Source organism: Corynebacterium aurimucosum (assembly GCF_030408555.1).
GTDB lineage: Bacteria > Actinomycetota > Actinomycetes > Mycobacteriales > Mycobacteriaceae > Corynebacterium > Corynebacterium aurimucosum.
This window is the reverse complement of the sequence record NZ_CP047048.1, coordinates 2017426-2040468: the sequence shown is the minus strand read 5'-3', so window position 1 is coordinate 2040468 and position 23043 is coordinate 2017426. Positions and strand designations below refer to the sequence as shown.

43 protein-coding genes are annotated in these 23043 nt (G+C 57.7%); 36 read left to right on the top strand and 7 right to left on the bottom strand.

What is annotated here, in order from left to right; translation table 11 throughout:
* Positions 1-53: 53 nt before the first annotated feature.
* Together CAURIM_RS09655 and CAURIM_RS09650 are read right to left on the bottom strand one after the other, a co-directional pair.
* The gene (locus CAURIM_RS09655; protein WP_070729589.1) at positions 54-287 is read right to left on the bottom strand and encodes a barstar family protein; all 234 of its coding nucleotides are present in this window, start codon (positions 285-287) and stop codon (positions 54-56) included.
* Between the two features lie 3 nt (positions 288-290).
* Positions 291-854, bottom strand: a complete 564-nt coding sequence (locus tag CAURIM_RS09650) for a guanyl-specific ribonuclease (protein ID WP_201829332.1) — start codon at positions 852-854, stop codon at positions 291-293.
* A 156-nt stretch (positions 855-1010) separates the two neighbouring features.
* Between CAURIM_RS09650 and dnaG the strand changes: the two genes are divergently transcribed.
* Entirely contained in the window at positions 1011-2939 is a 1929-nt protein-coding gene (gene dnaG, locus CAURIM_RS09645) for a DNA primase (RefSeq protein WP_201829334.1), read from the top strand.
* Between the two features lie 8 nt (positions 2940-2947).
* On the opposite strand, the gene CAURIM_RS09640 is transcribed toward dnaG, so the two are convergent.
* Entirely contained in the window at positions 2948-3223 is a 276-nt protein-coding gene (locus tag CAURIM_RS09640) for a hypothetical protein (protein WP_144656753.1), read from the bottom strand.
* Between the two features lie 220 nt (positions 3224-3443).
* Between CAURIM_RS09640 and CAURIM_RS09635 the strand changes: the two genes are divergently transcribed.
* From CAURIM_RS09635 to CAURIM_RS12930, 4 genes are all read left to right on the top strand, one after another.
* On the top strand, positions 3444-3581 hold the full coding sequence (locus CAURIM_RS09635) for a hypothetical protein (RefSeq protein ID WP_201829336.1): 138 nt from the start codon (positions 3444-3446) through the stop codon (positions 3579-3581).
* A gap of 93 nt (positions 3582-3674) precedes the next feature.
* Positions 3675-4832, top strand: a complete 1158-nt coding sequence (gene wecB / locus CAURIM_RS09630) for a non-hydrolyzing UDP-N-acetylglucosamine 2-epimerase (RefSeq protein WP_201829338.1) — start codon at positions 3675-3677, stop codon at positions 4830-4832.
* Between the two features lie 75 nt (positions 4833-4907).
* Positions 4908-5570: a DUF1707 SHOCT-like domain-containing protein gene (locus CAURIM_RS09625; protein WP_144656747.1), complete on the top strand. Its 663-nt coding sequence runs from the start codon at positions 4908-4910 to the stop codon at positions 5568-5570.
* Positions 5571-5967: 397 nt separating this feature from the next.
* Positions 5968-6615 carry an HNH endonuclease signature motif containing protein gene (locus tag CAURIM_RS12930; RefSeq protein ID WP_201829340.1) on the top strand — a complete coding sequence of 216 codons (648 nt, stop codon included), beginning with the start codon at positions 5968-5970 and terminating at the stop codon, positions 6613-6615.
* Here CAURIM_RS12930 and CAURIM_RS09620 read toward each other — a convergent pair.
* The 4 genes from CAURIM_RS09620 to CAURIM_RS09605 all read right to left on the bottom strand — a co-directional run bounded on the left by CAURIM_RS09620 (position 6518) and on the right by CAURIM_RS09605 (position 9202).
* Positions 6518-7657 (bottom strand): site-specific integrase, encoded by a 1140-nt coding sequence (locus CAURIM_RS09620; RefSeq protein ID WP_201829342.1) that lies wholly within the window; start codon positions 7655-7657, stop codon positions 6518-6520. The two genes, CAURIM_RS12930 and CAURIM_RS09620, sit on opposite strands and share 98 nt — an antisense overlap.
* A gap of 219 nt (positions 7658-7876) precedes the next feature.
* Entirely contained in the window at positions 7877-8365 is a 489-nt protein-coding gene (locus CAURIM_RS09615) for a hypothetical protein (protein ID WP_201829344.1), read from the bottom strand.
* Positions 8362-8754 carry an ImmA/IrrE family metallo-endopeptidase gene (locus CAURIM_RS09610; RefSeq protein ID WP_236659399.1) on the bottom strand — a complete coding sequence of 131 codons (393 nt, stop codon included), beginning with the start codon at positions 8752-8754 and terminating at the stop codon, positions 8362-8364. Before CAURIM_RS09610 ends, CAURIM_RS09615 begins: the two co-directional genes overlap by 4 nt.
* Positions 8744-9202, bottom strand: a complete 459-nt coding sequence (locus tag CAURIM_RS09605; protein WP_201829346.1) for a hypothetical protein — start codon at positions 9200-9202, stop codon at positions 8744-8746. The genes CAURIM_RS09610 and CAURIM_RS09605 overlap by 11 nt, the downstream gene beginning before the upstream one ends.
* A gap of 145 nt (positions 9203-9347) precedes the next feature.
* Between CAURIM_RS09605 and CAURIM_RS09600 the strand changes: the two genes are divergently transcribed.
* The 31 genes from CAURIM_RS09600 (at position 9348) to CAURIM_RS09450 (ending at position 23005) form a co-directional block, all read left to right on the top strand.
* Positions 9348-9524, top strand: coding sequence for a hypothetical protein (locus CAURIM_RS09600; RefSeq protein WP_201829348.1), 177 nt, complete (start codon positions 9348-9350; stop codon positions 9522-9524).
* Positions 9525-9727: 203 nt separating this feature from the next.
* Positions 9728-9952, top strand: a complete 225-nt coding sequence (locus CAURIM_RS09595) for a hypothetical protein (protein ID WP_100618915.1) — start codon at positions 9728-9730, stop codon at positions 9950-9952.
* A 65-nt stretch (positions 9953-10017) separates the two neighbouring features.
* A complete protein-coding gene (locus tag CAURIM_RS09590) occupies positions 10018-10788 on the top strand; it encodes a phage antirepressor N-terminal domain-containing protein (RefSeq protein ID WP_201829350.1) in 771 nt (256 codons plus the stop codon).
* Positions 10789-10800: 12 nt separating this feature from the next.
* On the top strand, positions 10801-10956 hold the full coding sequence (locus CAURIM_RS09585) for a hypothetical protein (protein WP_201829352.1): 156 nt from the start codon (positions 10801-10803) through the stop codon (positions 10954-10956).
* Between the two features lie 513 nt (positions 10957-11469).
* Positions 11470-11646 (top strand): helix-turn-helix domain-containing protein, encoded by a 177-nt coding sequence (locus CAURIM_RS09580; RefSeq protein ID WP_201829354.1) that lies wholly within the window; start codon positions 11470-11472, stop codon positions 11644-11646.
* A gap of 76 nt (positions 11647-11722) precedes the next feature.
* Positions 11723-11911: a hypothetical protein gene (locus tag CAURIM_RS09575; RefSeq protein WP_201829356.1), complete on the top strand. Its 189-nt coding sequence runs from the start codon at positions 11723-11725 to the stop codon at positions 11909-11911.
* On the top strand, positions 11901-12068 hold the full coding sequence (locus CAURIM_RS09570; protein WP_201829358.1) for a hypothetical protein: 168 nt from the start codon (positions 11901-11903) through the stop codon (positions 12066-12068). The genes CAURIM_RS09575 and CAURIM_RS09570 overlap by 11 nt, the downstream gene beginning before the upstream one ends.
* Positions 12068-12406, top strand: a complete 339-nt coding sequence (locus CAURIM_RS09565; RefSeq protein ID WP_201829359.1) for a hypothetical protein — start codon at positions 12068-12070, stop codon at positions 12404-12406. Before CAURIM_RS09570 ends, CAURIM_RS09565 begins: the two co-directional genes overlap by 1 nt.
* A 196-nt stretch (positions 12407-12602) precedes the next feature.
* Entirely contained in the window at positions 12603-12791 is a 189-nt protein-coding gene (locus tag CAURIM_RS09560) for a hypothetical protein (RefSeq protein ID WP_201829361.1), read from the top strand.
* Entirely contained in the window at positions 12788-13681 is an 894-nt protein-coding gene (locus CAURIM_RS09555; protein WP_201829363.1) for a YqaJ viral recombinase family protein, read from the top strand. The genes CAURIM_RS09560 and CAURIM_RS09555 overlap by 4 nt, the downstream gene beginning before the upstream one ends.
* Positions 13682-14527 carry a hypothetical protein gene (locus CAURIM_RS09550; RefSeq protein WP_201829365.1) on the top strand — a complete coding sequence of 282 codons (846 nt, stop codon included), beginning with the start codon at positions 13682-13684 and terminating at the stop codon, positions 14525-14527. It begins immediately after the preceding gene.
* Positions 14528-15007 carry a single-stranded DNA-binding protein gene (locus CAURIM_RS09545; protein WP_201829367.1) on the top strand — a complete coding sequence of 160 codons (480 nt, stop codon included), beginning with the start codon at positions 14528-14530 and terminating at the stop codon, positions 15005-15007.
* A gap of 9 nt (positions 15008-15016) precedes the next feature.
* Positions 15017-15211 carry a hypothetical protein gene (locus tag CAURIM_RS09540; RefSeq protein ID WP_201829369.1) on the top strand — a complete coding sequence of 65 codons (195 nt, stop codon included), beginning with the start codon at positions 15017-15019 and terminating at the stop codon, positions 15209-15211.
* Between the two features lie 14 nt (positions 15212-15225).
* Positions 15226-15417, top strand: coding sequence for a hypothetical protein (locus CAURIM_RS09535; RefSeq protein WP_236659400.1), 192 nt, complete (start codon positions 15226-15228; stop codon positions 15415-15417).
* 6 nt (positions 15418-15423) lie between these two features.
* Complete coding sequence (dut, locus tag CAURIM_RS09530; protein ID WP_201829373.1) at positions 15424-15858, top strand: dUTP diphosphatase; 435 nt, start codon at positions 15424-15426, stop codon at positions 15856-15858.
* Positions 15842-16603 (top strand): DNA-methyltransferase, encoded by a 762-nt coding sequence (locus tag CAURIM_RS09525; protein ID WP_070729940.1) that lies wholly within the window; start codon positions 15842-15844, stop codon positions 16601-16603. Before dut ends, CAURIM_RS09525 begins: the two co-directional genes overlap by 17 nt.
* A 126-nt stretch (positions 16604-16729) precedes the next feature.
* Positions 16730-16909, top strand: coding sequence for a hypothetical protein (locus CAURIM_RS09520; protein ID WP_201829375.1), 180 nt, complete (start codon positions 16730-16732; stop codon positions 16907-16909).
* 12 nt (positions 16910-16921) lie between these two features.
* Entirely contained in the window at positions 16922-17860 is a 939-nt protein-coding gene (locus tag CAURIM_RS09515) for a hypothetical protein (protein WP_201829377.1), read from the top strand.
* The gene (locus CAURIM_RS09510) at positions 17857-18258 is read left to right on the top strand and encodes a RusA family crossover junction endodeoxyribonuclease (protein WP_201829379.1); all 402 of its coding nucleotides are present in this window, start codon (positions 17857-17859) and stop codon (positions 18256-18258) included. The genes CAURIM_RS09515 and CAURIM_RS09510 overlap by 4 nt, the downstream gene beginning before the upstream one ends.
* Positions 18255-18404, top strand: coding sequence for a hypothetical protein (locus CAURIM_RS09505; RefSeq protein WP_168166669.1), 150 nt, complete (start codon positions 18255-18257; stop codon positions 18402-18404). The genes CAURIM_RS09510 and CAURIM_RS09505 overlap by 4 nt, the downstream gene beginning before the upstream one ends.
* Positions 18401-18799 (top strand): hypothetical protein, encoded by a 399-nt coding sequence (locus CAURIM_RS09500; protein ID WP_201829381.1) that lies wholly within the window; start codon positions 18401-18403, stop codon positions 18797-18799. Before CAURIM_RS09505 ends, CAURIM_RS09500 begins: the two co-directional genes overlap by 4 nt.
* Positions 18796-19512 (top strand): hypothetical protein, encoded by a 717-nt coding sequence (locus tag CAURIM_RS09495; RefSeq protein WP_201829383.1) that lies wholly within the window; start codon positions 18796-18798, stop codon positions 19510-19512. The genes CAURIM_RS09500 and CAURIM_RS09495 overlap by 4 nt, the downstream gene beginning before the upstream one ends.
* On the top strand, positions 19509-19736 hold the full coding sequence (locus tag CAURIM_RS09490) for a hypothetical protein (protein WP_201829385.1): 228 nt from the start codon (positions 19509-19511) through the stop codon (positions 19734-19736). The genes CAURIM_RS09495 and CAURIM_RS09490 overlap by 4 nt, the downstream gene beginning before the upstream one ends.
* A gap of 153 nt (positions 19737-19889) precedes the next feature.
* Positions 19890-20546 carry an NUMOD4 domain-containing protein gene (locus CAURIM_RS09485; RefSeq protein ID WP_201829387.1) on the top strand — a complete coding sequence of 219 codons (657 nt, stop codon included), beginning with the start codon at positions 19890-19892 and terminating at the stop codon, positions 20544-20546.
* Complete coding sequence (locus CAURIM_RS09480; protein ID WP_201829389.1) at positions 20543-20773, top strand: hypothetical protein; 231 nt, start codon at positions 20543-20545, stop codon at positions 20771-20773. The genes CAURIM_RS09485 and CAURIM_RS09480 overlap by 4 nt, the downstream gene beginning before the upstream one ends.
* Positions 20770-20964 (top strand): hypothetical protein, encoded by a 195-nt coding sequence (locus CAURIM_RS09475; RefSeq protein ID WP_201829391.1) that lies wholly within the window; start codon positions 20770-20772, stop codon positions 20962-20964. Before CAURIM_RS09480 ends, CAURIM_RS09475 begins: the two co-directional genes overlap by 4 nt.
* The gene (locus CAURIM_RS09470) at positions 20961-21383 is read left to right on the top strand and encodes a hypothetical protein (RefSeq protein WP_201829393.1); all 423 of its coding nucleotides are present in this window, start codon (positions 20961-20963) and stop codon (positions 21381-21383) included. The genes CAURIM_RS09475 and CAURIM_RS09470 overlap by 4 nt, the downstream gene beginning before the upstream one ends.
* Entirely contained in the window at positions 21380-21757 is a 378-nt protein-coding gene (locus tag CAURIM_RS09465; protein WP_201829394.1) for a hypothetical protein, read from the top strand. The genes CAURIM_RS09470 and CAURIM_RS09465 overlap by 4 nt, the downstream gene beginning before the upstream one ends.
* Positions 21754-22107: a hypothetical protein gene (locus CAURIM_RS09460; protein ID WP_201829396.1), complete on the top strand. Its 354-nt coding sequence runs from the start codon at positions 21754-21756 to the stop codon at positions 22105-22107. Before CAURIM_RS09465 ends, CAURIM_RS09460 begins: the two co-directional genes overlap by 4 nt.
* Complete coding sequence (locus tag CAURIM_RS09455) at positions 22104-22691, top strand: hypothetical protein (protein WP_201829398.1); 588 nt, start codon at positions 22104-22106, stop codon at positions 22689-22691. Before CAURIM_RS09460 ends, CAURIM_RS09455 begins: the two co-directional genes overlap by 4 nt.
* The gene (locus CAURIM_RS09450; protein WP_070729916.1) at positions 22688-23005 is read left to right on the top strand and encodes a hypothetical protein; all 318 of its coding nucleotides are present in this window, start codon (positions 22688-22690) and stop codon (positions 23003-23005) included. Before CAURIM_RS09455 ends, CAURIM_RS09450 begins: the two co-directional genes overlap by 4 nt.
* The last annotated feature ends 38 nt before the right edge of the window (positions 23006-23043 follow it).

Here is a 23043-nt window from a genome sequence, read left to right as displayed (position 1 = left end):
CACCACGCGCCTGGCCGCCACCGCGGTCAGGTCACCCCCTCACGAGCAGCTCACTAGCGCACAAGCGCGACACCCTGGTCCTTCAGCACCATGCTGATAGGGGCCAGGTCTTCTTCCACCAGGTCGAAGTCCGCGGCGATGATCGCCACGATGTGCTGCTCGCGGAGGAAATCCGCTAGTGCATCAAGGTTGCGCGGCGCGCCGGAGGTGCAACCGCGCAGGCGCCCGAGCGCACCATAGAAGTCCTCGCGCGTGCGGATGGGTTCAGTAATGAGAATGCGTTGCATGTCTTAGTCCTCCGCGTCCGGGATACTGCAGAAGCTTTCGTAGTGGTCATCGGTGTAGTACCAGACATCCGGGTCGGTCTCGCTGCCGCCACCGGTAACAATGCGCTTGGCCCCGCGGTGCCCAATCCCCGGTGTTTCCACGGTGTATTCGCGATAGTAGTTCTTCGCCTGCTGCGGCAGCACGCCCTCATAGTTCCCGAAACGCACGTTGTCATTATCCGGATAGTCATAGGGCCCACCGGCCAGGATGTCCTCGGCGGTCTCGTGGGCCTCCTGCGGCAGGGAATCCATGGCGCAGGTAGGCAGGTCTGTCTTGCCCTGCTTTACGACGTCCCCCTCATTCCCACCGGCCGCACCGGAGGCAGCAGCGGCAGAGGATGCGCCCGCCGCAGCGGACGCACCAGATTCTGCCGACGCACCAGCAGCAGTGGAAGACGGCGTAGCCTTCTGATCCGCGTCGTCGCTGGAGCTACCAAGGTCAATGCCGAAGTAGCCCGCGACGAGGACTAGAACCGCGCCACCGATGAGAGCTGGCAGCGATTTTTTGGAGGGGGAGGATTGGGACATGGCCCCATCATTGCAGCTATAAGGCCTGAACCAGAAATCCAGACCAGGCCTTTTTGCAATCCCCACCGCAGGGTCTTTGCGGATGTGGGAACAAGCATCGAAGACCCACCCAGCCGTGGGTACCTGTGTGTCCAGCAGGCGGGGTAGTCTGTACGCATGGCACGAGGCAGAATTCCGGACAGCGATATCCAAGCTATCCGTGAACGCGCGCCTATTGATGAAATCGTGGGCGAATACGTTCAGCTCAAACCCGCTGGCTATGACTCTTTGAAGGGCTTGAGCCCGTTCAAGGATGAGAAGACCCCGTCTTTCCACGTGCGCCCGCAGCGCGGTTATTATCACTGCTTCTCCACCGGCAAGGGCGGGGATGTCTTCAGCTTCCTCATGGAAATGGAGCAGGTCTCCTTCCCGGAGGCCGTTGAGGCCGTAGCCCAGAAGATTGGCTACCACATCAACTACCAAGGCGGCTCCACCGGTGCGCGCGATGAAAAGCCCGGCACCCGCCGCCGGCTTATCGCTGCGAACAAGGCCGCGCATGAGTTTTATCGCCAGCAGTTGGAAACCCCGCAGGCCGCCGCCGGACGCGAGTTCCTCTTGGATCGTGGCTTCTCTAAGGAAATCATCTACGAATTCGAATGTGGCTATGCCCCGGAGGGCTGGGATACCGCCACTAAGCACCTGCTGCGCATAGGCTTTTCCTTCGAGGAACTTGAGGCCGCCGGCATTTCCAAGATGGGCAAGCGCGGTCCCATTGACCGTTTCCACCGCCGCTTGCTGTGGCCCATTAAGGATCTCTCCGGCAATGTCATCGGCTTCGGTGCACGCAAGCTTTTCGACGATGACAAGCTGGGCAAGTACATGAACACGCCCGAAACTATGCTCTATCACAAGTCCAAGGTGCTCTTCGGCCTGGATTTGGCTAAGCGCAACATTGCGGAGCAACACCAAGCCGTGGTGGTGGAGGGCTATACGGATGTCATGGCCATGTACGCCGCGGGCGTAAAGACTGCCGTGGCCTCCTGTGGTACCGCCTTCGGCGCGGAACATCTACAGGTGTTGCGCCGCCTTATGCTGGATGATTCCTATTTCCACGGCGAGCTCATCTACACCTTCGACGGTGATGAGGCCGGCCAGAAGGCCGCTATGCGTGCCTTTGAGGGCGAGCAGAAGTTCACCGGCCAGTCCTTCGTGTCCGTCGCCCCGGACGGGATGGATCCCTGTGACCTGCGCCTGGAGCGCGGCGATACTGCCGTGCGCGATTTGGTGGCGGACCGCATCCCCATGTTTGAGTTCGTCATTCGCTCGGTCATCTCGGAATTTAGCATCGACTCAGCCGAAGGCCGCCTCCAAGCCCTGCGCCGTGCGGTGCCCGTAGTCGCACAAATTAGAGATCAACCTTTGCAGCGCGAGTACGCCCGCCGCTTAGCCGGCTGGGTGGGCTGGCCCGACCCGGAGGAAGTGCTCCACCAGGTCCGCCAGGAGGCCCGCAAGCCCAAGAAGCAGGAGCGCCCACGTTTTGCCTCCCTGGAGGAAACCTCCTCTGCACCGGCGCAAAGCAACGCCCCCGTCATGCATATCCCCGGCCCCCGCGAGCCCCACCTGTGGCCGCAGCGCGAAGCCATCAAGCTGGCGCTGCAGTACCCGCAGATTGCCGGTAGCTACTTTGATGGCATTACGGAGGACGCCTATTCCAACGAGGCTTATCGCACCATCCGTAAGGCAATCTCTACTCTTGGTGGTGTCACCTCCGGTGCTGAGCAACCCGGCGTGGAGTGGCTGGCCGCCGTGGCTGGCGAAATGCCAGACCTCATGGCCCGCAATTTCGTTTCTGAACTGGCCGTGGAACCCATCAAGCTAGGGGAGACCGGCAACCCCGATACCGATCTTGAGGCCTACGCCGATTCCGTGCTCTCCCGCCTCCAAGAAGCCCGCGTGGGCGACCAAGTAGCCCAACTCAAGGCCCAATTAGGCCGCATGCGCCCCTCCGACGACGAAGAGTCCTACAACTCACTCTTCGCTGACCTCGTCGCCCTCGAGCAGGCCCGCCGCGAGCTCAATGACCGAGCCTTCCGTGGCGTGCGCTAATCAGCGCTTTAATCTTCGTCCGGCTCATAAATCCGATCCGGCTGCACTCCATCCGTGGCGCCCCGCTTGCCGCGGCGCCCCTTGTTGTAGTCCTTGAGTTCGCGCATACGCGGCTCTGGGTCTAGGCGGTTGGCCACGGCCTTGCGCGCGGAGCGCACCGCGGCCTTGGTGGCGGGGGAGTTGACGGCCTTCTCGTAGGCGCCCTTAATTTGGTGATAGCGCTTACGCCCAGCCTTGGTTCCAAAGACGTATCCGGCGGCAGCACCCACAACAAATTGGATCATTGGAAACTAGTCATCCCCTTACTTCAAGCCAGCGCAACAGCCGGCGTTTGCGTACAACGTACGGGCAATGTGCAATTCTCATGAATAGCCTACCTGCCTCAGCGGTCTTGGGCAGGCGGCGGTGGGGCAGTGGAGCTCGCAGTGACGGGGAATAGTGATAAGGAATAGATATGACGTGAACTCTTCCCATAATGCATTCGCTTCAGTTAACTTAATACCTGTGAAGACTTCTAAGCATACGTATGCGGCATCGGCAGCCGTAGCGATGTCAGCGCTGCTCACCGCCAGCGTGGCGGCAGCTGAGCCCCGTAATGCCGGGCTTGAAGAGCCGCGCGAAGTCACCGTGAGCGAGGACTAGCGTTCACTTTATTGAAGCCGGGCCAAGGGCGAGAAGTCTAAGCGCTGTAGACTCCTATGGAGATTCTCTACTGGTAATAAACGAAGGAAGTCGATGCCTCAGCCAAAGATTATGACCGTGTACGGAACCCGCCCTGAGGCTATCAAGGTGGCACCGGTCATCAAGGCGCTGGAAAAGGACGAGCGTTTTGAATCCGTAGCTGTCTCCACCGGTCAGCACAAGGAAATGCTGGAGCAGGTTAACACCATGTTTGGAATTGAACCCAAACTGGACCTTCACCTCATGAAGCTCGGTCAGGGGCTTAATGAGATTGTCTCTCGTGCGCTCATGGGACTCGACGAGATCATTGATGCGGAGCAGCCCGATGTCATTATTTCCCAAGGTGATACCTCGACTGCAATGACTGCAGCACTTGCTGGTTTCCACCGCGGTGTGAAGATCGTTCACCTCGAAGCAGGTCTGCGCACCGGGGACATTCACTCTCCGTTCCCGGAGGAGGCTAACCGTAAGCTCATTGGTCAAGTAGCCGAGCTACACCTTGCTCCGACTGCAGGCTCGATGGAAAACCTGCGCCGTGAGAACGTCCGCTCAAAAGACATCGCGGTTACCGGTAACACTGTCATCGATGCACTACTTGAGGCCGCCAGCTGGGATACCGCGTTTAAGGATCCTGCCCTGCAGGCAGTGGCTGAATCGGACAAGCGTCTTGTAGTAGTTACCACCCACCGCCGCGAGAACCTTGAAGCCATGAAGGAGATCGGCGGTGCGGTCAAGGACCTTGCGGCGGAGTACCCGGACATCAACTTTGTTCTTCCGCTGCACCTGAACCCGAAGGTACGTGAAGCCGTGCTTCCGGAAGTTGAGTCTTTGTTCAACGTTGTCATTACGGACCCGCTTCCGTATGACCAGTTCACCAAGCTGCTTGACCGTGCAACCATCATCCTCACTGACTCCGGCGGAGTCCAAGAGGAAGCTCCGGCGCTGGGTAAGCCGGTCCTAGTCATGCGCCAGAACACTGAGCGCCCTGAAGCCGTTGTCGCCGGCACCGTGAAGCTGGTGGGTACCAACCGTAGCCTTATCGTGGCGGAAGCCAAGCTGCTGCTTGACGATGACGCCGTATACGCCTCCATGGCCAACGCCGTAAACCCCTACGGCGATGGCAAGGCGGCTGAGCGTGCCGTTGCCGCTATCGCTGAGCTCCTCGGCGTAGGGGAGCGCCTGGCGGACTTTGACCCAGGTATTGAGCTATAGCGAAATGAGGTGAATGGGTAGGTGCCAATTTCTAGTTGCCCTGCCCATTCATGCGGTTCCACGTAAGGTAAAGCCATGGAACCACGCGACATTAAATGCACTAATTCTCAGCGCACCACAGTTTCTCAAGTCTTGGCTGACGCGATGTCCGTCGGCCAACTCAGCGTCGCCGAATTTGAGGAACGCTCCTCTGCATGCGCCGATGCGACGACGCGCGGCGAGTTGCTCGACCTCGTTTCCGATCTCCTTGAGGATCCCGGAAGGGTACTCTTTGGTAGCCATGAGGTCGCCTCAAAGAGCTCTCACGCGATGAACACTGTGGATGGGGAGCTTGCTACGACTGTTGACCGCGCTCTAGCTCAAGTCGAACCCTCCGTGAGTGGTGCTCAGAGCCTGTCCGTGGGCATCTTCGGTGGTGCTACGGTTCGAAGCACCCCCATTGCAACTCGACACACCTCAATGGGTATTTTTGGTGGAACAGACGTAGACTTGCGCGGCGCTGCTCTACAAGAGAAAACCACCACCGTCCAAGCGGTTGGAGTCTTTGGTGGGGTCGATATCTGGATCCCCGAAGGCTTCCGTGTTCGAGTTAGCGGCATCGGCCTTTTCGGCGGTCACGACATCAAGGTGGATCGTGGGGCTATCGATCCTACTGATCTACCCGCTAGCGCCCCAGAAATTGTTGTTAACTGCTTTAGCCTCTTCGGCGGTGTAGACGTGCATGTTGTGAAGCGTTAACACTGCGACGTGGCCTAAGGGTTAAGGTGGTACGATATTTCCACGACAATAGTCACCGTAACGTGCGCACAAGGGATGAGGCGAAGGATTTTAAATCTCAAGGCGAGGTTGACCACATTCTGGACTCCAAGCCTAGAAATGCCTTAAAGCCCCTCTTAAGACTGAAAGATAGACAGAAAAGTAAAAGGCCGCTCGAAATATAAGCGGCCTTATCGCTCCTCCAACTGGGCTCGAACCAGTGACCCAAACCGTGTTTAACCTGCATAAACACCATATTTAAGCCCCTACGCAATGCAATCCCACGACATCTGAAAAGAGGTATACTTGAATAAGTAAAAGCACCCGCGATGGCGGCAACCATCCGGGTGTATGGCCGAACCTGAATAGGAGATTCGACATGCCCAAGGGTACATGTTCATTCGATAATTGCGAACGCAAAATCCAAGCACGCGGACTTTGCAACACCCACTACAGCCAAATGCGGGTTGCCGGCAGGCTCGAAGAGTTCAGCAAAGCAGCCTCACGCCCCAAGGTCCCGCTCTTTGAGCGATTCAAAAACATCGGCTGGACCGTCACCGACAACGACTGCTGGGAATGGAACGGGAGCCGCAATGCGCGAGGGTACGGACAGATAAACTCGGGCCGCAAATCGAAATCAGGCAACTATCTTCCCGTGTTAGCGCCACGGGTGGCTTGGTCTATGGCTTACGGTGAACCGTCCAGCGAACAAGTTATTTGCCACAAGTGCGACAACCCTAAATGTGTGAACCCCAAGCACCTTTTCCTTGGCACAAAGGCTGATAACAATGCAGATATGGCGAAGAAGGGAAGAACTCTAAACGGAGAATACCGCCCACAGACAAAGCTATCCGACCTCGATATCGCTCTCATTCGTAAGACATACGCTTCTGGCAAGTACAGTCAGTCCCAGGTAGCGAAGATGTTCTCTATCTCAGCTTCTCACGTGAGCCTGGTCGTAAATCGGAAGCGACGCGGTGAGCTTTCCCGTCCTGCTGCTCGTGGAACAACTCTTCTAGTGAGTTAGCCACTTCGTCCAGATCTTCTTCCCAAAGTGCCGCGTAGACGGATAGCGTTATTGAGGGGTTTGCATGGCCAAGTTGACGAGATACAACTAGGACATTCGCCCCCGCGTGAATCATCAGTCCAGCCGCAACGTGCCTTAACCCGTGTGGGGTGACTCGCGGAAAATCCGGGTACTTTTCCATGCAGCGGTCCAGTGCGTTGTAGTACCACTTGCCATGTGTGGGTGGTCTCATCGGAGTGCCGTCACGACGAGGCCACAACAGCTCATCCGGCCCCTTGCCTTCCATCACTGGCACCAGCATCCGCATCACAGACACGGGCACGGATACCTCCCGCACCTCATGTGTCTTAGGCGTGCCAATAATCACCTCACTGCCCACAGTGACCGCGTTACGCTCCACACTGATGCGGTTCCGCAGCACGTTCACATCACGCACCCTAAGTGCTGCCGCCTCACCCCATCGAAGTCCCACAGTGCCAAGGAGCCACACAAGTTCCTTGTAGCGCGTGCATTCATCCACCAGCAGGCCAAGCTGCTCCGCTGTCAGATACACCTTCCCTGCCGCGTCCTTGCGGGGCAGTTTCACCCCACGTGCCGGATTCTCACGAATTGCTTTGTCCATCACCGCCAGGTCAAGAATCTGCGCTAGCACCGCGTGAGCCTGCCGCACCAGCGACGCGGACCTGTCTAGTGACGACACCCACGCCTGCACCTCGGAGGGCTTGATAGTGAATACTTTCCGCGTGCCCCATTTCGGTTCCACGTGGTTGCGCCACACGGCCAGCATGTCGTGCCGAGTCTTAGGCTTTAGGTGCGTGAGGTTCGCTTCCCACGCTGCCTGCACTTCACTCACGGTCACCCTGCCGGCGTTAGGGTCGATCCAGTCCTGTTGGTGCATGTGGACCGCGTTCTTGTCGGCCCATGCTTGGGCTTCGTTCTTCGTGCGGAATCCCTGCTTAGTACGGTTCTTACCATCAGGGCTGCGGTACTGGACGCGCCACGCCCTGCCTTTTGCGGTCTTGTAGGGTTTGATTGATGCCATTATGATTTCTCCTTGTTAGCCAGGGCTGAAAGAACGCCCCGGGCGACAACTCCGACCCCAGAACGGGGTTCGTGTTCCGGCCTTTGGTACTCCTCCACTTCCACATGTTGAGCGCCAGGGTCCGGTTTGCTTTATGCTGACAGTGGCCCACAATCCCCCCCAGTGGGCCTAGGGTGCCTTCGCGTATTGAGCACAGCTCCGCGAAGGCATTCCTACGTTCTATTCCGTGACCACCCCACTATCCCGTGCGTCTTCTATGGTGAACTCTTCATACCCGCGCCAGAAGTCTTCACGACGCTTGTGTCGTTCCCAAAGCCAGCCTGCGCACATGTTGGTGGTTTGCGCTGTGTTCGTCCGCTCGATTATGCCCCCAACAGTCTTATTGTGACCTTTTATCTGTAGCTCGGTTGACCAGTGAATAGCCTCATCTCGCTCCTCGTCAGGTATGCTTCCCGAGCTAAGTTCAACAAAGATAGACGTCCCTTCGAACGCTGCATCTACCCGGCCATAAGCGTCGCACTTGTACGCTTCCCAGGTTTCGCGTTTAGTCTCCTCGTTTGCGAAGCCGTCCGGTCGTGCAGTGAGTAAGAGCACACCGAGTACTGCAATGATGACACCAATGATGGCGAGGACTAAGAGGAGCCAGAACCACCATCGCTTATAGAAGGGGCTATTCGTCCGTTCGACGGGTGGGGGAATGTGAGTCATGCTGCTGTCCTTTCATGGAGAGATTGCCAGGTTTTGAGTAGGTGTTTTGTGACTTCGAGTTCGTCGGCTATGGCAGGGAGATGCCCATGGTGCCATACGGCGGCGGATTCGAAGTCGGTGGGGTTGATAAGTAGCTGGGCGGCGTATTCGTCGGCACGTCGTTCTTGGCGCTGGTCAAAGTGACCATTACCAGTTGGGATGTCACCGTGAGCAGCGTGACCGAGCTCGTGGGCTAGGACGCTGCGGTATTGCTGGATGCTCATGCCGCGCCGCGTCGAGATGGTGCGCGTCGCATGGTCGTACCATCCCTTCTTGCCGCCGTTGTGCCGCCGCAGGGTGACCCCCATCGACTCAGCGAGCCGGTGGAGGTCAGGGACGCTAATCGTCAAACGGATCACCTCGCAATGCATCTTCATCCGGCGAATCATCCGCGACCGCCGACTCAGGCATTGAATCATCCGGGGTGGACACGGGCTTTTGCTGCTTCGAACGTCGTCGCGCCTCAACTTCATTGATGTCGGTAGTGAACTCGTCGGTCTTGAGGCCGCGTTTCATGCGGCGCAGGACCTCGTCGGCCAACTGGCCCTCGGTGACACTGCGTAGGGCGGTCATGGGGTCGACCGTGCGCGCGTACTTCTCATCCAAATAGCCGGTATCAACCAGGGCACGAACCGGGTGCGCGCCGTAGGCGATGGCAATGGCAATGACGTTTTCGGCGGAGATTTCTCCGCGCTCCACCTGGCGGGAAAGTGTGCGCTGAACAATACCGGCACGGTTTGCGGCCGCATTGACTGACGCGTTGTTGGTGACCTTTTCTAGCCATTCACTGTTGTTCATGGCCTCCACAATACAGCGTGTTAGGCGTTTTGTCTAACTGTTGACCTGGGGGTACGGACAATTTTGATACAGGACTTGACAATGCGCCTAACGGTAAGGCATAGTGTCTAACTGTCAGGCAGAAAGCACTAAGGAGGTGAATGGAATGGTCTCGAAGATTCACAAGCTCAACATCGTGCCCGACGATTCGGGAATCAATATCGATGTAGACGGCGCGCCGGAAGGCATTCATATCGAATACAAAATCTTGCCCGAGGTTATTGGAGCCCTTGTGGGCGAAGCCCTGGACTACCACACGGCAGCCCAGGACCCCACAACCTAACTACTTCGACTTCCTAGACCTGGACTCCGAAACCGTGGTCCTGGGATGTCGAGCAGCAGTGGAAGCCTTCACAAAACGCCCCGTAATGGCGCTCCGATGAGACTTCCCTGAACTCTTGCCGGCAGACTTTGCCATCTCAATCACCTCACTTTCCAGGGCAGCAGCCCTGAAGAAAGTGAACCACAACCACCAGGGAGGTGAACATGATTCGACTTAATCCCGCCGTACTTGACAAAGCCATCGAGCTAACCGGCTCCCGCTCCGATGACCAGCTAGGTCAAGCATTCCTGAACCTCACCGGGGCGACCATCCGCAATTACCGCGCCGGCAAGTCCGCGCCGAGCATCGTCACCCTCATGCGACTGAAGCAACTCACCGGAATCCCCCTCGACCGCATGGTCATGGAAGTTGCCGAAGCCGCCGCATAGAAAAAGCCCCCTGCTGGAACAAGGGGCAAAGCAACTAATCAACTAGTCACTAAGGAGACTATCAAATGAGTAATCAACTTGTCACCATCCCTGTGCCTGGCACCTCAACCCCCATCATGGCGGTGCAGCACGACGGCACCGAATGGGCTTCCACCAAACATGTCTGTACTGCTCTCGGTATCGACAGGAAGAGCCAGCAACGCAAGCTGAACGAGAAGCCGTGGGCACGTGGGGTCATGATGACCCTAACTGCATCGGACGGTAAGAATTACCAGACCCACATGGTTGACCGCCGCACCCTCACAATGTGGCTCGCCACCATCGACGCCAACCGTGTCAATGAAGCTGCCCGTCCTGTCCTTGAGGCTTACCAGCTCGAAGCAGCTAACGCCCTCGACGCCTACTTCCACCAAGGCGGGGCTATCAACCCCCGCGCCGAGGAACACCAACTGAACGCTTTGATGCGCCAGTCGCAGATGCAGATGGAGTTGTGCCAGGCGGCGAAGGGGCTTATCCACCCTGACCACCTGGAAGCAAAGGCCCGCATCGTCCTGGCCCGTGGTTTGGGCGAAGCCCCGGAGCTCGACCCGAAGACCCGGCCCCTGTACACCGCGGACTTCCTCAAGTCCAAGAACTTATCGACCAAGAAGATGAAGTCCATCGCCCCGATGTTCGGCAAGCGCATGAAAGCCCTGTACACGCTCGAACGCGGTCGTGAGCCGGAAAAGTACGACCTCACCCTATCCAACGGTCAGGTGCGCCAGGTCAACGGCTACACCGAAGCAGACCGTCCATTGATGCAGCGCGTCTGGGACCAGTACTACGCCACTGCATAAGGACGAAGACCTATGAACACCACCGACATCCACGCTTTCATGCTCGGCTACATCGAAGCCGCAATCAAAGAGCAAATCGACCCCAAGGAAGTAGACGAGCTCTTTGCCGAGGCGGAAGCCGCAGCGCGCAAGGCCTTCAAGAAACTCAACCAAGCCAAGAACCAATAGCCCGACTTAGCAGGCGGGGGAGTGCAAGCCTCCCCGCGGGCACCAGGCCGCTAGCGCCCTCACTAGGGGATAGCTGAGGGACTAGCAGGCCACGTTGAGTCAGAACTGAATAGAGAGCCTATCCCGGCAGAGAACAGTAGCCGGGCCGTGTCCATGTGGGACTACTTGGTGCAGCGAGCATGTGTCTTAGATTGCGATTGACCTGCACCGCCGACAGGCAGAAACCACCCAACCGCCGTAGCGGGCCAAGGGTGAGGCAACACCACGTAACAAGGGCACGAAAAACACATGCCGATAAGGGAACTCCCGTGGTTCAAGTCCGCGGATCGGCACTTGGGGTTGTTAAGCGCTACTTCTATCCAAGGAGAGACAAACGTCAAGGTTGTATCCGGCGGGGTTGGACACTGCCCGCTTGGCTCTGCACGCCTGCAACCCCACCCATAAATGAGGCCCCCGCGACTGCACTGAAATTGCGCGGGGGCTTTGCTCTGTCCACCTGAAACGGAGACACCCATGAATACTACACCGGCTTGGCTCACCGTACGTGACGCCGCCGAATACACCGGCCTGCACGCCGAAACAATCCGCACCCTGATGCGCCGGGGTGACATTGAGGCCCGCAAGCCGGGTAAGACCTGGCGCACAACACGAGCCTGGCTCGACCAATACATGAATCAAGGAGCAGCATGAAACGCCTACTGAAGCACTTTTTCCATCGTCGTCACCGCGCCTACACCCCGCGCTTCTACATGATGCGGAGGGGCTAATGAGGGAAATCACCATCGACCAAGCTATTGCGCATTTCAAGGACATTGAGGGCCGGTACCGCGCCCTGTACACCATGACCCGACTGCCGGAAAGCATCCGCCGCCGCATTAAGGACAACGCGGCACAGGCCCATTTGTTGGCTTCTCTGGCTGAGAAAGAGAAAAGGAAGACTCAACATGACCGCTAATCGCCCGCCTCGTTCTACTCCTGATGCTCGCCGTGTTGCCTACTGGCAGGACATCGCGGCGAAGCGTACGCGCCTTGCGTGGGCTACCGGCATTCTTGGAATGCTGATTGGTTTCATCCTGCATGCTTTCCTGTCGATGCCTCCGGTGTGGTTGTGATGACCAGTATCCATAAAGACCTCGTCACCGGCCTGTGGCATGTGCAGGAGGGGGACATGGTGTTTCCTGCTGCGAGTTGGGGTGAAGCGTTGCGTTTCGTGCACGAGATGGGGGAGCACCGCGTCAAGAACCAGCCCGTGAAGAAGCGGGTGCGGCGCAAGCCCACCAAGGGCCAAATCATCGCGGAGGAATACGAGCATTTTGAGATGATGCTCGGCCCGAAACTCGCCGTACAACGCCTTGCCGCCGTGTACCACACCACCCCGAAGACGATTGAAAGACATATTCAACGATGGAGCTCACACCAGCACGATTTAAGCGTGGCCGTTGGTGGGTAAACATCCCGAAACCCACCTCGTTTAAGACGCAGCCGGAGGCAACGAAAGCGCTCGCCGCGTTTCGCGATGAGCACGGCTGTCTCTACGCATCCTGCACCAGCATCGGCACCAATGACCTCGATTTGGGGCGTGGGTTCCGGTTCTGCGATGAGCATGCCCGCCACGCGAAGAAGATTCTCAACACGAAAAGGACAGCATGAACACCCCAAACAAGATGCCGCAACATTTGAACAGAATCCACCCGTATTTCCAGTACATGGAGCCACTGATTGAAGAGGCAGACGACGTGATGCAGGACTTCATGGACAGGGGCTATGAGCCTGACATTGCGTGCACCCTGACTGATATAACCCTGGCCCGGTATGACGAGAGGGGGACGAAGTGAGACGCTACGAACCAGCAGACAATGAGGACTGGCTGGAGTTTCGTCAAGGAAAGTTGACCTCGACGGAGCTGGCCCGCCTGCACTGTAGTAGGAATGCGGCGACGTGGCACGAGGTACGCGACGCCAAGGAGAACGGCAGTACGTTCCACGGCAACCAATGGACAGAGTGGGGCAGTGCCCGCGAACCCCTGTTGGCCCAGGTGCTGATAGACGAAGTTGATTCACGCCTCGTCTACAACGCGGAACCGCAAACTATCTTCCTACCCGATGATGGGCGCCTATCCTGCACCCCAGACCTCTACGCCGAAGACCTAGAAGTCATTGGGGAGATTAAGACCAGCACTGAGCCGTTTCAGGGTGGCCGCTGGCATGACTGGTGTCCTAATCAGTACTACGCACAGATTCAGGCGAACATGCACTACACCGGGGCCGAAGCATGCGCCCTACTCGTGGAGGTGCATGAGGACTTCACACCCGTGGCGCTAGACCACCGCACCATCCTCTATGACCCGAAGTTCGCGCAGGAGTTGATGGACACCGCCGCTGAGTGGTTCGCCTGGTTGGACGGCACCACCCCGGAGTGGATGGGCGAAATCACAAGCCTAGACCAGGTGGACAACGTCACCGACCTCGTCGCCCAATACGCCATGCTCACCGCCGAGGTCAACGACCTCAAAAAGCGCATCAGCGCGTTGAAGGCCGAAATCCTCGCCCTGACCGGCGATTCCCACACCGGGGACTACGGCGGCTACCACCTCACCGTCTCCACCACACAACCCTCCAAGGTGTTCGACTCTGCCGCGTTCCGCAAAGACCACGCAGACCTCTACACCAAGTACAAGACCAAAACCCGCGAAGGCTACACACGCCTCACAATCAAGGAGCAGTAAATGACTGAAATTTCCACCTACAACCCAGACCAAACCCCAACCCTGTACGACCCCAACAAGGCGCCAACCCTCATGGAGAAGGGCGTGGCGAAACTCCGCCAGCACGCCGAGCTGAAGGCCATGGCATTCGACTACGCCGACTTCATCACCAAGACCGGCGCATGCCCTACCATCTACAAGAACAAGCCCATGGATGCCGCCGCCGCCATCATTCGCGGCACCGCCCTGGGCTTCGACCCCGACGGGGCACTGGAAGCATTCTTCGTCATCAACGGCAAGACCGGCATGTACGCCCGCGCCATGGTCGCGGTGGCTGAGAACGCAGGCTGTGAACTGTGGGAGGTCGAAGCCTCTGATGAGTCGGTGACGTGGGCAGGCCGTAAGCCTGGTGGCCCGGAGCAGTCGGTGACGTGGACGATGGAGCGCGCTAAGAAAGCGGGCTATGTATCCAATAAGCGTTATGGTACGAATCCACAGGAGATGCTGCGCTCTAAGTGTCAGGCTGAGTTGTCTCGCATGATTGCTGCCGGGCCGCTGATGGGCCTTTACTCAGAGACTGAGGAATCAGCTTTTGCCCCGAAGCCGGTGACGGCTACCGCTACTCGTGAGGATGTGCGGGCGAAGGCTGAGTCTGCGCCGGTGCCGGCGTTGACCACGAAGAAGGAGCCGGAGCTGGAGGTTGTTGATGATGACCTCATCAACGACGTCCGAGAGACTTTGGAGAGCTTCACCACCAGCGAGCAGGTCAACGAGTTCGCCGCCAACCTGAAGCAATCCGGCGACGTACCAGACGAAGTCATGGACTTGTGCCGCGCCCGCTGGGCCGAGTTGGAAGGGAAGAAGTAGATGATTGACACCATCACCATCACCGGCGGGCTGCCTCGTGACGCGGAGCTACGATTCACCAAGAGTGGTAAAGCCGTCACCAGCTTCACCCTCGCCAACTCGGATAACAAGTTCGACCAGGAACAGAACCAGTGGGTGAAGACCCGCGTCCTGTACCTCGACGTCACCATCTGGGATGAGACCAAGAATCAGAACCCGGTGCAGTGGGCGCACCTCGCCGCCGAGCTGAAAAAGGGTGACAAGGTTGCCGTCACCGGAAAGCTGATTACCCGCTCGTGGGAAACCAAGGAGGGGGAGAAGCGCAGCAAGGTTGAGCTTCTTGCCAGCAGCTTCTACAACCAGCCACGCGGGCAGGGCCAGCAGCAGCAGTCTTCGGCTCAGCAGCAATGGAATCAGGCCGCATCCCAGGGGCAGACCGCCACCACGGGGGCGTGGGGTGACCCCGCACCCGTAGGCCAACAAGGCGAACCGCCGTTCTAGGTGGCCGGCATGGATGCCGCCTACTACCAAGAAAAGCTGAAACAGCTCGAAGACAGGCTCCTCGCCTACGCCTACGACATCGACCACCTCAAGCACTACAGCAACGATGATCCAACCCCCGCAGAATTGAAAGACCTTGGGGCGGCAGATATGGCCAAAGCGGCTGCACACGTCATCGCCCTCATTAGACGAAGCGAGTACTGATGCCTTACCAGCGCATGACAGCGGCAGACCTACCTAATCACAGGGTTTGCCGCATTGTCCTGGACCCCGACACGTATGACCCCACCCTGGTGCCCGACCGCCTGGTCTACGCCACCCAAGAGGGCGACCACGTGCACGGCGCAACCCGTGACGGGCGCTTCACCATCGAAGCCGCTGCACCAGTCCTCATTGACCCCGAATCCTAGGAACCAATGAACGTTAACTATTCACTCGATACTCATGCTTACCCGCCTCGCCGCGCCTACACCGACGATGCAGGTACTGACCTGGCGCTAAGCCAACCAGTGATAATCCCAGCAGGGCGGCACCGTCTCTGCCACACCGGAGTGCACATAGCAGTCCCCAAAGGGCATGTGGGCATGGTGTTCGTACGCAGCTCAACGGGCATCAAAAAGCACCTCGTGCTCAGCAACGGCACCGGCATCATTGATGCGGGCTACACCGGCGAAATCCTGCTCTCCCTGCACAACACCGGCAGGCACATGCAAACCATCCCCGAAGGCCACTACATCGCCCAGTTGGTCATCCTCCCCATCCCCGAAATCAGACTCAACCGCGTTGACGCCCTCGACACCACCCAGCGCGGCGCCAACGGAATTGGAAGCACCGATGCATCTACAGCATGATCATTTTCAGAACTTCAAGCGCTATTCCATCCCAAAAGCACAGCTAATCATCGCAGACATTCCCTACAACCTAGGCACCAACGCCTATGGATCTAACCCCGCCTGGTACATCGGCGGAGACAACAAGAACGGGGAATCCGAACTCGCTGGCAAGCAATTCTTCGACACAGACAAAGACTTTAACGTGCCGGAATTTATGCACTTCGCCAGCCGCATGCTACGCCCAGAACCCAAAGCAAAAGGCGAAGCCCCATGCATGATTGTGTTCTGCGCATTCGAGCAGCAGTGGCCACTTATTGAAGCAGCGCGGAAAGCCGGGTTTAAGAACTACATCAATTTGGTGTTAAGGAAACGCACTAGCCCTCAGGTGCTCAAAGCGAACATGAGGGTGGTGGGAAACGCGGAATACGCATTAATCCTGTACCGCAATAAATTGCCCATGTTCAATAATCACGGCTCCATGGTCATGAACGTCATGGATTGGCCTCAAGACTACCGCGATGTTCCCAAAGTGCATCCCACACAAAAGCCAGTGAAGCTCATGGAAAAGCTCATAAGCCTTTTCACTAACCCTGGTGATGTGGTCATTGACCCATGCGCAGGATCAGGCTCCACATTGGTAGCTGCAGAAAATTTGAATCGGCGCGGGTATGGCTTCGAGATCAAAAAAGAATTCGTCCATGCCTTCGAAACGCAGATGAAACCATCCGTAACCCAAGGATTGCCGCTATTCGAGACCGCATGACCACCCATCAGCAGCGTGAGGATATGCGGGCGTGGTTGGAATCCCAAGACGTGTACTGCGCGCAGCCCGCATTCCTCGACGCACTCATCAAGTTATTCCAAAGCATAGAGAAAGGAGGAAAAGACGATGAACATTGACGAATTCAACGCGAACCTCATGCTTCAAGCCGCGTACCGGCTGGAAGAGGCAGCAGCACTATCCAGAAGCGCTAACGACCTGCACAAGATTCGGGAGATTCACAAACACATACACCGCGCCCAAACCTACCTATGGGTGCTGGAAGACTCCCTCAAACTCAACAACTAAGGAGACCAGCCAATGCCATGGTTCAAAGTGGACGATGGTTTCTACGACCACCCGAAGGTGGAGAATCTTCCAATGGCGGCTCGTGGCCTCTGGCTAACCTGTGGTGTCTGGTGCGCGAAACACCTCACCGATGGAGTGATTTCAGCTAAGCGTGTCCGTGCCCTCGGAGGCACCCCGGCACAGATTAAAGCGTTGATTAAGAACGGGTTGTGGGTTGAAGGCAAGGACGATTCTGGTGCTAAATGCTATGCATTTCATGATTGGTTTGACATGCAACCCTCGCGTGAACAGATCTACGAAAAACGCGAAATCGAACGACAAAAGAAGCGCAAACAGAGAACTAATCAAACAGACGAAATCGCCACAACCAGCAGGTTTGCCAAAATGTCCCCAGGGGACAGGGGTGGGGACAACCCAGGGGACAACCCAGGGGACTCCCCAGGCCTGTCCCTCGTCCCCGACCCGACCCGACCCGACCCGTCCCTTTCTGGTGGTACAGGTAGCCAGCCAAGTAACGGTGATCTAGGGGATGGGGACATGGCTGGCGGAATCTCCCTCGACGAGCTGGCGGCGGCTACGCGCCGCGCTCGCCAAGCCGGAATCTCAGATACCGCCATCACCACCGGCACCCGCATCTTCAACCAACGCCAGGAACCGAAAGGCCCCGGGTTGTTGCGCACCCTCATCGACGACGCATGGGCCGAAGAGCAGGACACCAACCGCGCTGAGGCCGCCGCGCAAGCCCGCCGCGCCGCGATTGATGCCTGCGGCCTGTGTGACGGGAATGGGATGCGCTACGAGGCGGGGGAGGCATGGCGCTGCGACCACAACCCAGAAACACCCTCAAATCATGGCCCAGCAGCCCCACAGAGCGACGAACACACCGCCGATGGGCAATCACCCCAAACCACAACTCCAAAGCCTCACAAGCGAAAGGAGGCCCCATTTTGAACATCATCACTTTCCGCGTTGAGGGCGAACCCGCCCCGAAAGGCTCGAAACGTCACGTCGGCAACGGCAGGATGATTGAGTCTTCGAAGAAACTTCCCGCATGGATGCGAGCCGTCAAGCAGGAAGCCACCAAAAACAGGCCCAGCGCGCCCGTAGACGCCCCCGTGAGCGTCTTCATGGACTTCTACCTACCCCGACCGAAACGACCCCGCTATGACGTCCCTGCGGTCAAACCGGATGTAGACAAACTAGCCCGCGCCGTCCTTGACGCTCTCGAAGCCGCCGGCGTCATCACCAACGACAGCCGCGTCACCCGCCTCCGCGCCACCAAGCACTACGCAAACACCGCCACACCACCCGGCGCAGACATCACAATCTTTTGGAAGGAACAGCAATGACTTTGCGTGAAAAATTCTCACAGTGGCTGGAGGAGGAACCTTTTGACGTCATCCTCCTGACCCTCACCATTGTCGCGTTCATACTGATCGGCATATTGACCCTATCCGTCATCATGCTTGCCACGGTCATAGGAGGTGCGCAATGACCGAAGACGACTACTGGGAGATGCGCCGTGACATCCGCAAAGACGATGAAATCCTGTATGACGAGCGCTACACCCCGCCATCGGAGAACCCCGACAACTGGCGGCGCAGCAATTATGACCCGCGTATCCACGGCACCCGCATCACCCCGCGTGACGAGTTCCTAGTCATCGGCGCGGTGCGCTACGCAAGGGGCCGCGCCACCTACGTCGTCAAGGAGACCGTCGACTGGGTAATCCGCCACTGGGATGAGCTGAGCGACAACACCCGGTATGTCATCGCCCGCGACGTACGTGAAGAGTGCGAATACCGCCAGGCCACGCCCCGCAGCGTCCTCAGTGAAATCGACGACCCCGACTGGAACCGCCTCTTAAACCACATCAAGGAGAACCAATGACCAACCCATTCTCCTGCATCGCCAACGACACCGCCCGCTATTTCACCCACCAGGGCATCAGCTGTATGACGCAGCTGGGGCCATTCACCATCAACGGATACATCGAACTGCCAGAAAACCACCCGTGGCTTGATTTCCCTGACACGCTTGAGGTGCACCCCGACATCGAAGTACACGGCGGCATCACCTACCACGAAGGCCGCGTCATCGGCTTCGACACCAACCACCTTGGGGATGGACAGCACCCCGACGCCCCAAACGCGTACCCCTCCCACTTCACCGGCCATACCTGGACATGGGAAGAAGTCGAAGCAGAAACCCGCAAACTAGCAGACCAAGCAAAGGACACACACACCATGCCCCAACCAACCCGCCAGGAAATCATCGACGCGTACGAAACGCTTGATATGCTTCTCGGCTTCTCGGAAGACCGCAACCCCGACCTAGTACCTGAGCGTCGCCGCATCATCGAGAAAGCCCTCCCACCACGGCCACAGCCCACCATGGCCGATGTGGAATGGGATGATGACCTGCACTATCTCGCGGAGGCAACCCATCCCGTGTACGAGACAGTGCTCATGCTAGGGCAGCACAAGGACGGCACGATTAAGTTCTTCGCGCTTAATCGCGCTGATAGCAAAACCGTTTGGGGTCAACCCGAATACCTCACCTTGACCGGTAAGCGCTACACACTCACAGAGGTGCAGGAATGATTACCGGCGCAATCATCGGAGCCTCGATTCTCGGCGGGATAGCGCTCTTCTTTGCCCTCATAGACCACGAACCACCATTGAGGGCGATCGGCATGACCGTAGCGCTAGGGGCAGTAGGGGCGGGCCTTGCGGCCACGCTAGCCGCCATGGCCATCGACGATGCGAAACGGGCAGAGTGCCAAACCATGAACAGCCGACACGAAACGGAGAACACCAATGACTGACCTCACCACCACCAACTTGAAACGCCTACTGGATGCGGCCACACCAGGGCCGTGGGGGGCGCGAGGCAACTACAAAGAGGGCGGCCCCCGCAGGTGCTACCAACACCACGCGAGGGCCTAACCCAAAATCACGATAGGAGCGTGAAAAGGGCTATGCTCCAGCATACCTATACCCGACCCGAAGAATGGCGACCGATCCCCGGATACGAGGGCCTGTATGAAGTTTCAGATACCGGGAAAGTCAAACGAATACCGGCAATTGTTGATACCGTTCGTGGCCCGCGCCCAATTCCTGGAAGAACACTAGTTCCTTACACTAACCGCGACGGCTACGAAAAGGTTTCACTTTCCAAAGACGGAAATAAAAAGAGCTTTTTTGTTCATCAGTTAGTTCTACGTGCTTTTGTTAGGAATGAAAAAGTAGGAGAGGTTTGCTGCCACAATGATGGCAACCCGTCTCACAATCATTTATCAAATCTTCGGTGGGGCACATACGCCGGAAATATTGCAGATGAAATCAAGCACGGCACCCATGTTGAAGCCAGGAAAACAAGTTGCCCTGTGGGCCACCCACTTAGCGGACGAAATCTAGACCCTGGCCAATTAAACAGGCACGGCAAGCGTCGTTGCTTAGCCTGCCAGCGTGCGCATGGGGCCATTCAAGGACGTAAACAGTACAAGGTTATTTTCAAGCAACTGGCCGACTTGAAGTACCAAGACATCATTAACGGCACGAAAACGAAGATCTATCTTGCAGATCTACTCGCAGCAGCCCAATACTCAGCCGCTAACCACAAGGAGGAAGCATGACACCGGAGACGGCCCGCTACTGGCTAGGGCACAGCACACGCCCACCACTCATCCCGCCACACATCGCACAGCAAGCCCTGGAAACCATCGCCGCAATGGACTACCAAGAGGCGGACTATCAACCGCCGCGCTTTTACACCCTGGACGAAACCACCGAGAAAGGCCCAAACCTCGGAGACCACGTGACCCGCGCCAAGCGCCTAGTAGGCCCATGGGAGGAAGCGTGAGCGAGACCAAGGAAGCCCTCCGCATCGTCATCAAGACCTACTTTCTCGCTGCCCTCATGATGCTCCCCACCGCCAACGGCATCCATCAAGCAGCCCAAGGCCATATCGCACTTTCCACCATCATGCTGGCATCCGGCCTTGTGGGGGCCATCATGACAAACCTCAGCCTCAAAAAGGAGCTAGACCTATGACCACTCTCGCAGACCTCACACCCGAAGAACGCGCCAAGTGCAAGGGGATGTGGGTGAGCTATCAAACCCTGCTGGGGGAGCACCAAGCAATCTACGAGGACGATAACGCCCTATTCGAGCCGGGATACGGGCTATTCACAGTCCCGCTCCACCACATCACCCCACGCGACGACCTCCCCAGAGCCTGGACACCAGACGGACAACCGGTTCCCGGCGAGTGGGAGGACGGTCATGTGTTTGTTTCCTACGATGATCCAGACCCCTGGATTCTCAAAGACGCGGTAAGCATCGAGGGACTGTCAGAGGGTGGCATGAGCTACTACGATGCTCCGCCTAATGGTATTGAGGTGAAGCTAGATAAGTTTGGTGAGGGTGAGGGAAAAGCCCGCCGCTGGGTAGGCAGCTGGGAGCAAGCATGAGCACTCTCGCAGACATGACACCCACAGAGCGCGCCGAATGTGTCGGTATGTGGGGCAACCATACATTTTGGGGCCAGGTGCTCATTTCAATCACTGACGGCGTGCAATTTCGCGGCGCAAATGTGGAGGTCATTCGCTTTATTGACGGGCGACCCGTGCGCGAATGGGCAGGAACGAGTGAAGTCACCCCACGCCCCGACCTACCCCGCGCCTGGACGCCGGACGGACAGCCACCAGCAGGAGCGTGGGAAGACGACTACACCGACTCCGAAGGCAGCACCCTCACCACGGGCGAAGACCTAGGCATAGGTCCACACCAAGAAATCCGCCGCTGGATAGGGGAATGGAAAACCATAGAGGAGGAGCAAGCATGAGACGGTGGAAAGTCTTCAAAGCGTACGGCACATGGCAAGCGTACGAATACGGGTGGAAGCGCTATGAATCATTCCCCACCTGGGCTAAGGCCATGGAGTACGCCGACGCCATGGCCCGCACAGTTGAGGTCACCCTGCCTCCGGTAGTGGATCATCCGTCTGATGATGTTCCAGCCCCGGCGTGGCACATGCCGGGTGAATTTATACGCCATTGGATATCGACGGCCCATGGAAAGGTCTGGATGACAGACCACCGTGGATTGGGTGACCTCATGGACGCGGACGTTGCTGAGCGAAGGGGCCTAGCTCTCATCGCTGCCGCGAAGCACGCGAAAGGAGAACTATCATGAGTGTTGATGAGCAACAGTTCCGTGACACAGCACGACGCCTAGGCCGACTCTATGAGCAGTTGCACGAGCTGAAACATGCCCGCCCCAAACCACCAGAAGTCCGGGTGATGAAACCAGCACCAGGGCCACAATCCCCGGGTAACTGGTTGTACGTTGCGACCTACATCGACCAAGAACAACGGTTGCGTGAAGTAGCGTTCAACGCCTTCCACGACATCGGCGTACGCATTCACGACAACGACGCAGCAGCCCCACGACTCTGCGCCCTACTCGCCTTCCACGCACAAGCCGCCAGCGAACTCGAATGGGCCACAGACCTCCACGACGAACTCACCAACCAAGTTCGCATCATCGACAGGAGATGCAACCCACCACAAACCGCAATCATCGCCAAACAACCCGAACCACGACACGGCGCAGAACACACCGCCCGCCAACTCAGAGCACGCGGCATCCCCACAACCGCCGACACCATCCGCGGCTGGGCACGCCACGGACACATCACCCAAACCACCATGCCCAACGGGAGAGCAGGATACCTACTCACCGAAGCCCTCAACCACGCACGAAAAGGACAGTCATGACACAGAAGAAGACATTCTCAGACCTCTACAAAGACATCGATTTCATACCGCTCCCAGGCGCATTCTGGCTCGAATATCTCCAGAAAGACGGAACCACTTTCCGCAGCGAGATGCCGGGGATACTCAAAGTAGAATTCCTAGGCACTTCCATCACATATTGGGGGGATGACGGGAAGCTGCTCCGAACCGCGTATCAAGAAGGAACGAGGGATATTGAATTCCATGCGGCAGACATTGTCGATGGCCAAGTAGTAAGAGCAAGTGAATCCTCCAACTTCCTAGGATGCGCCCCGATGCGCCAAGACCGAATTTAGCTTCTACGCTGACAACTCCCCACATCCGGTGTATAATC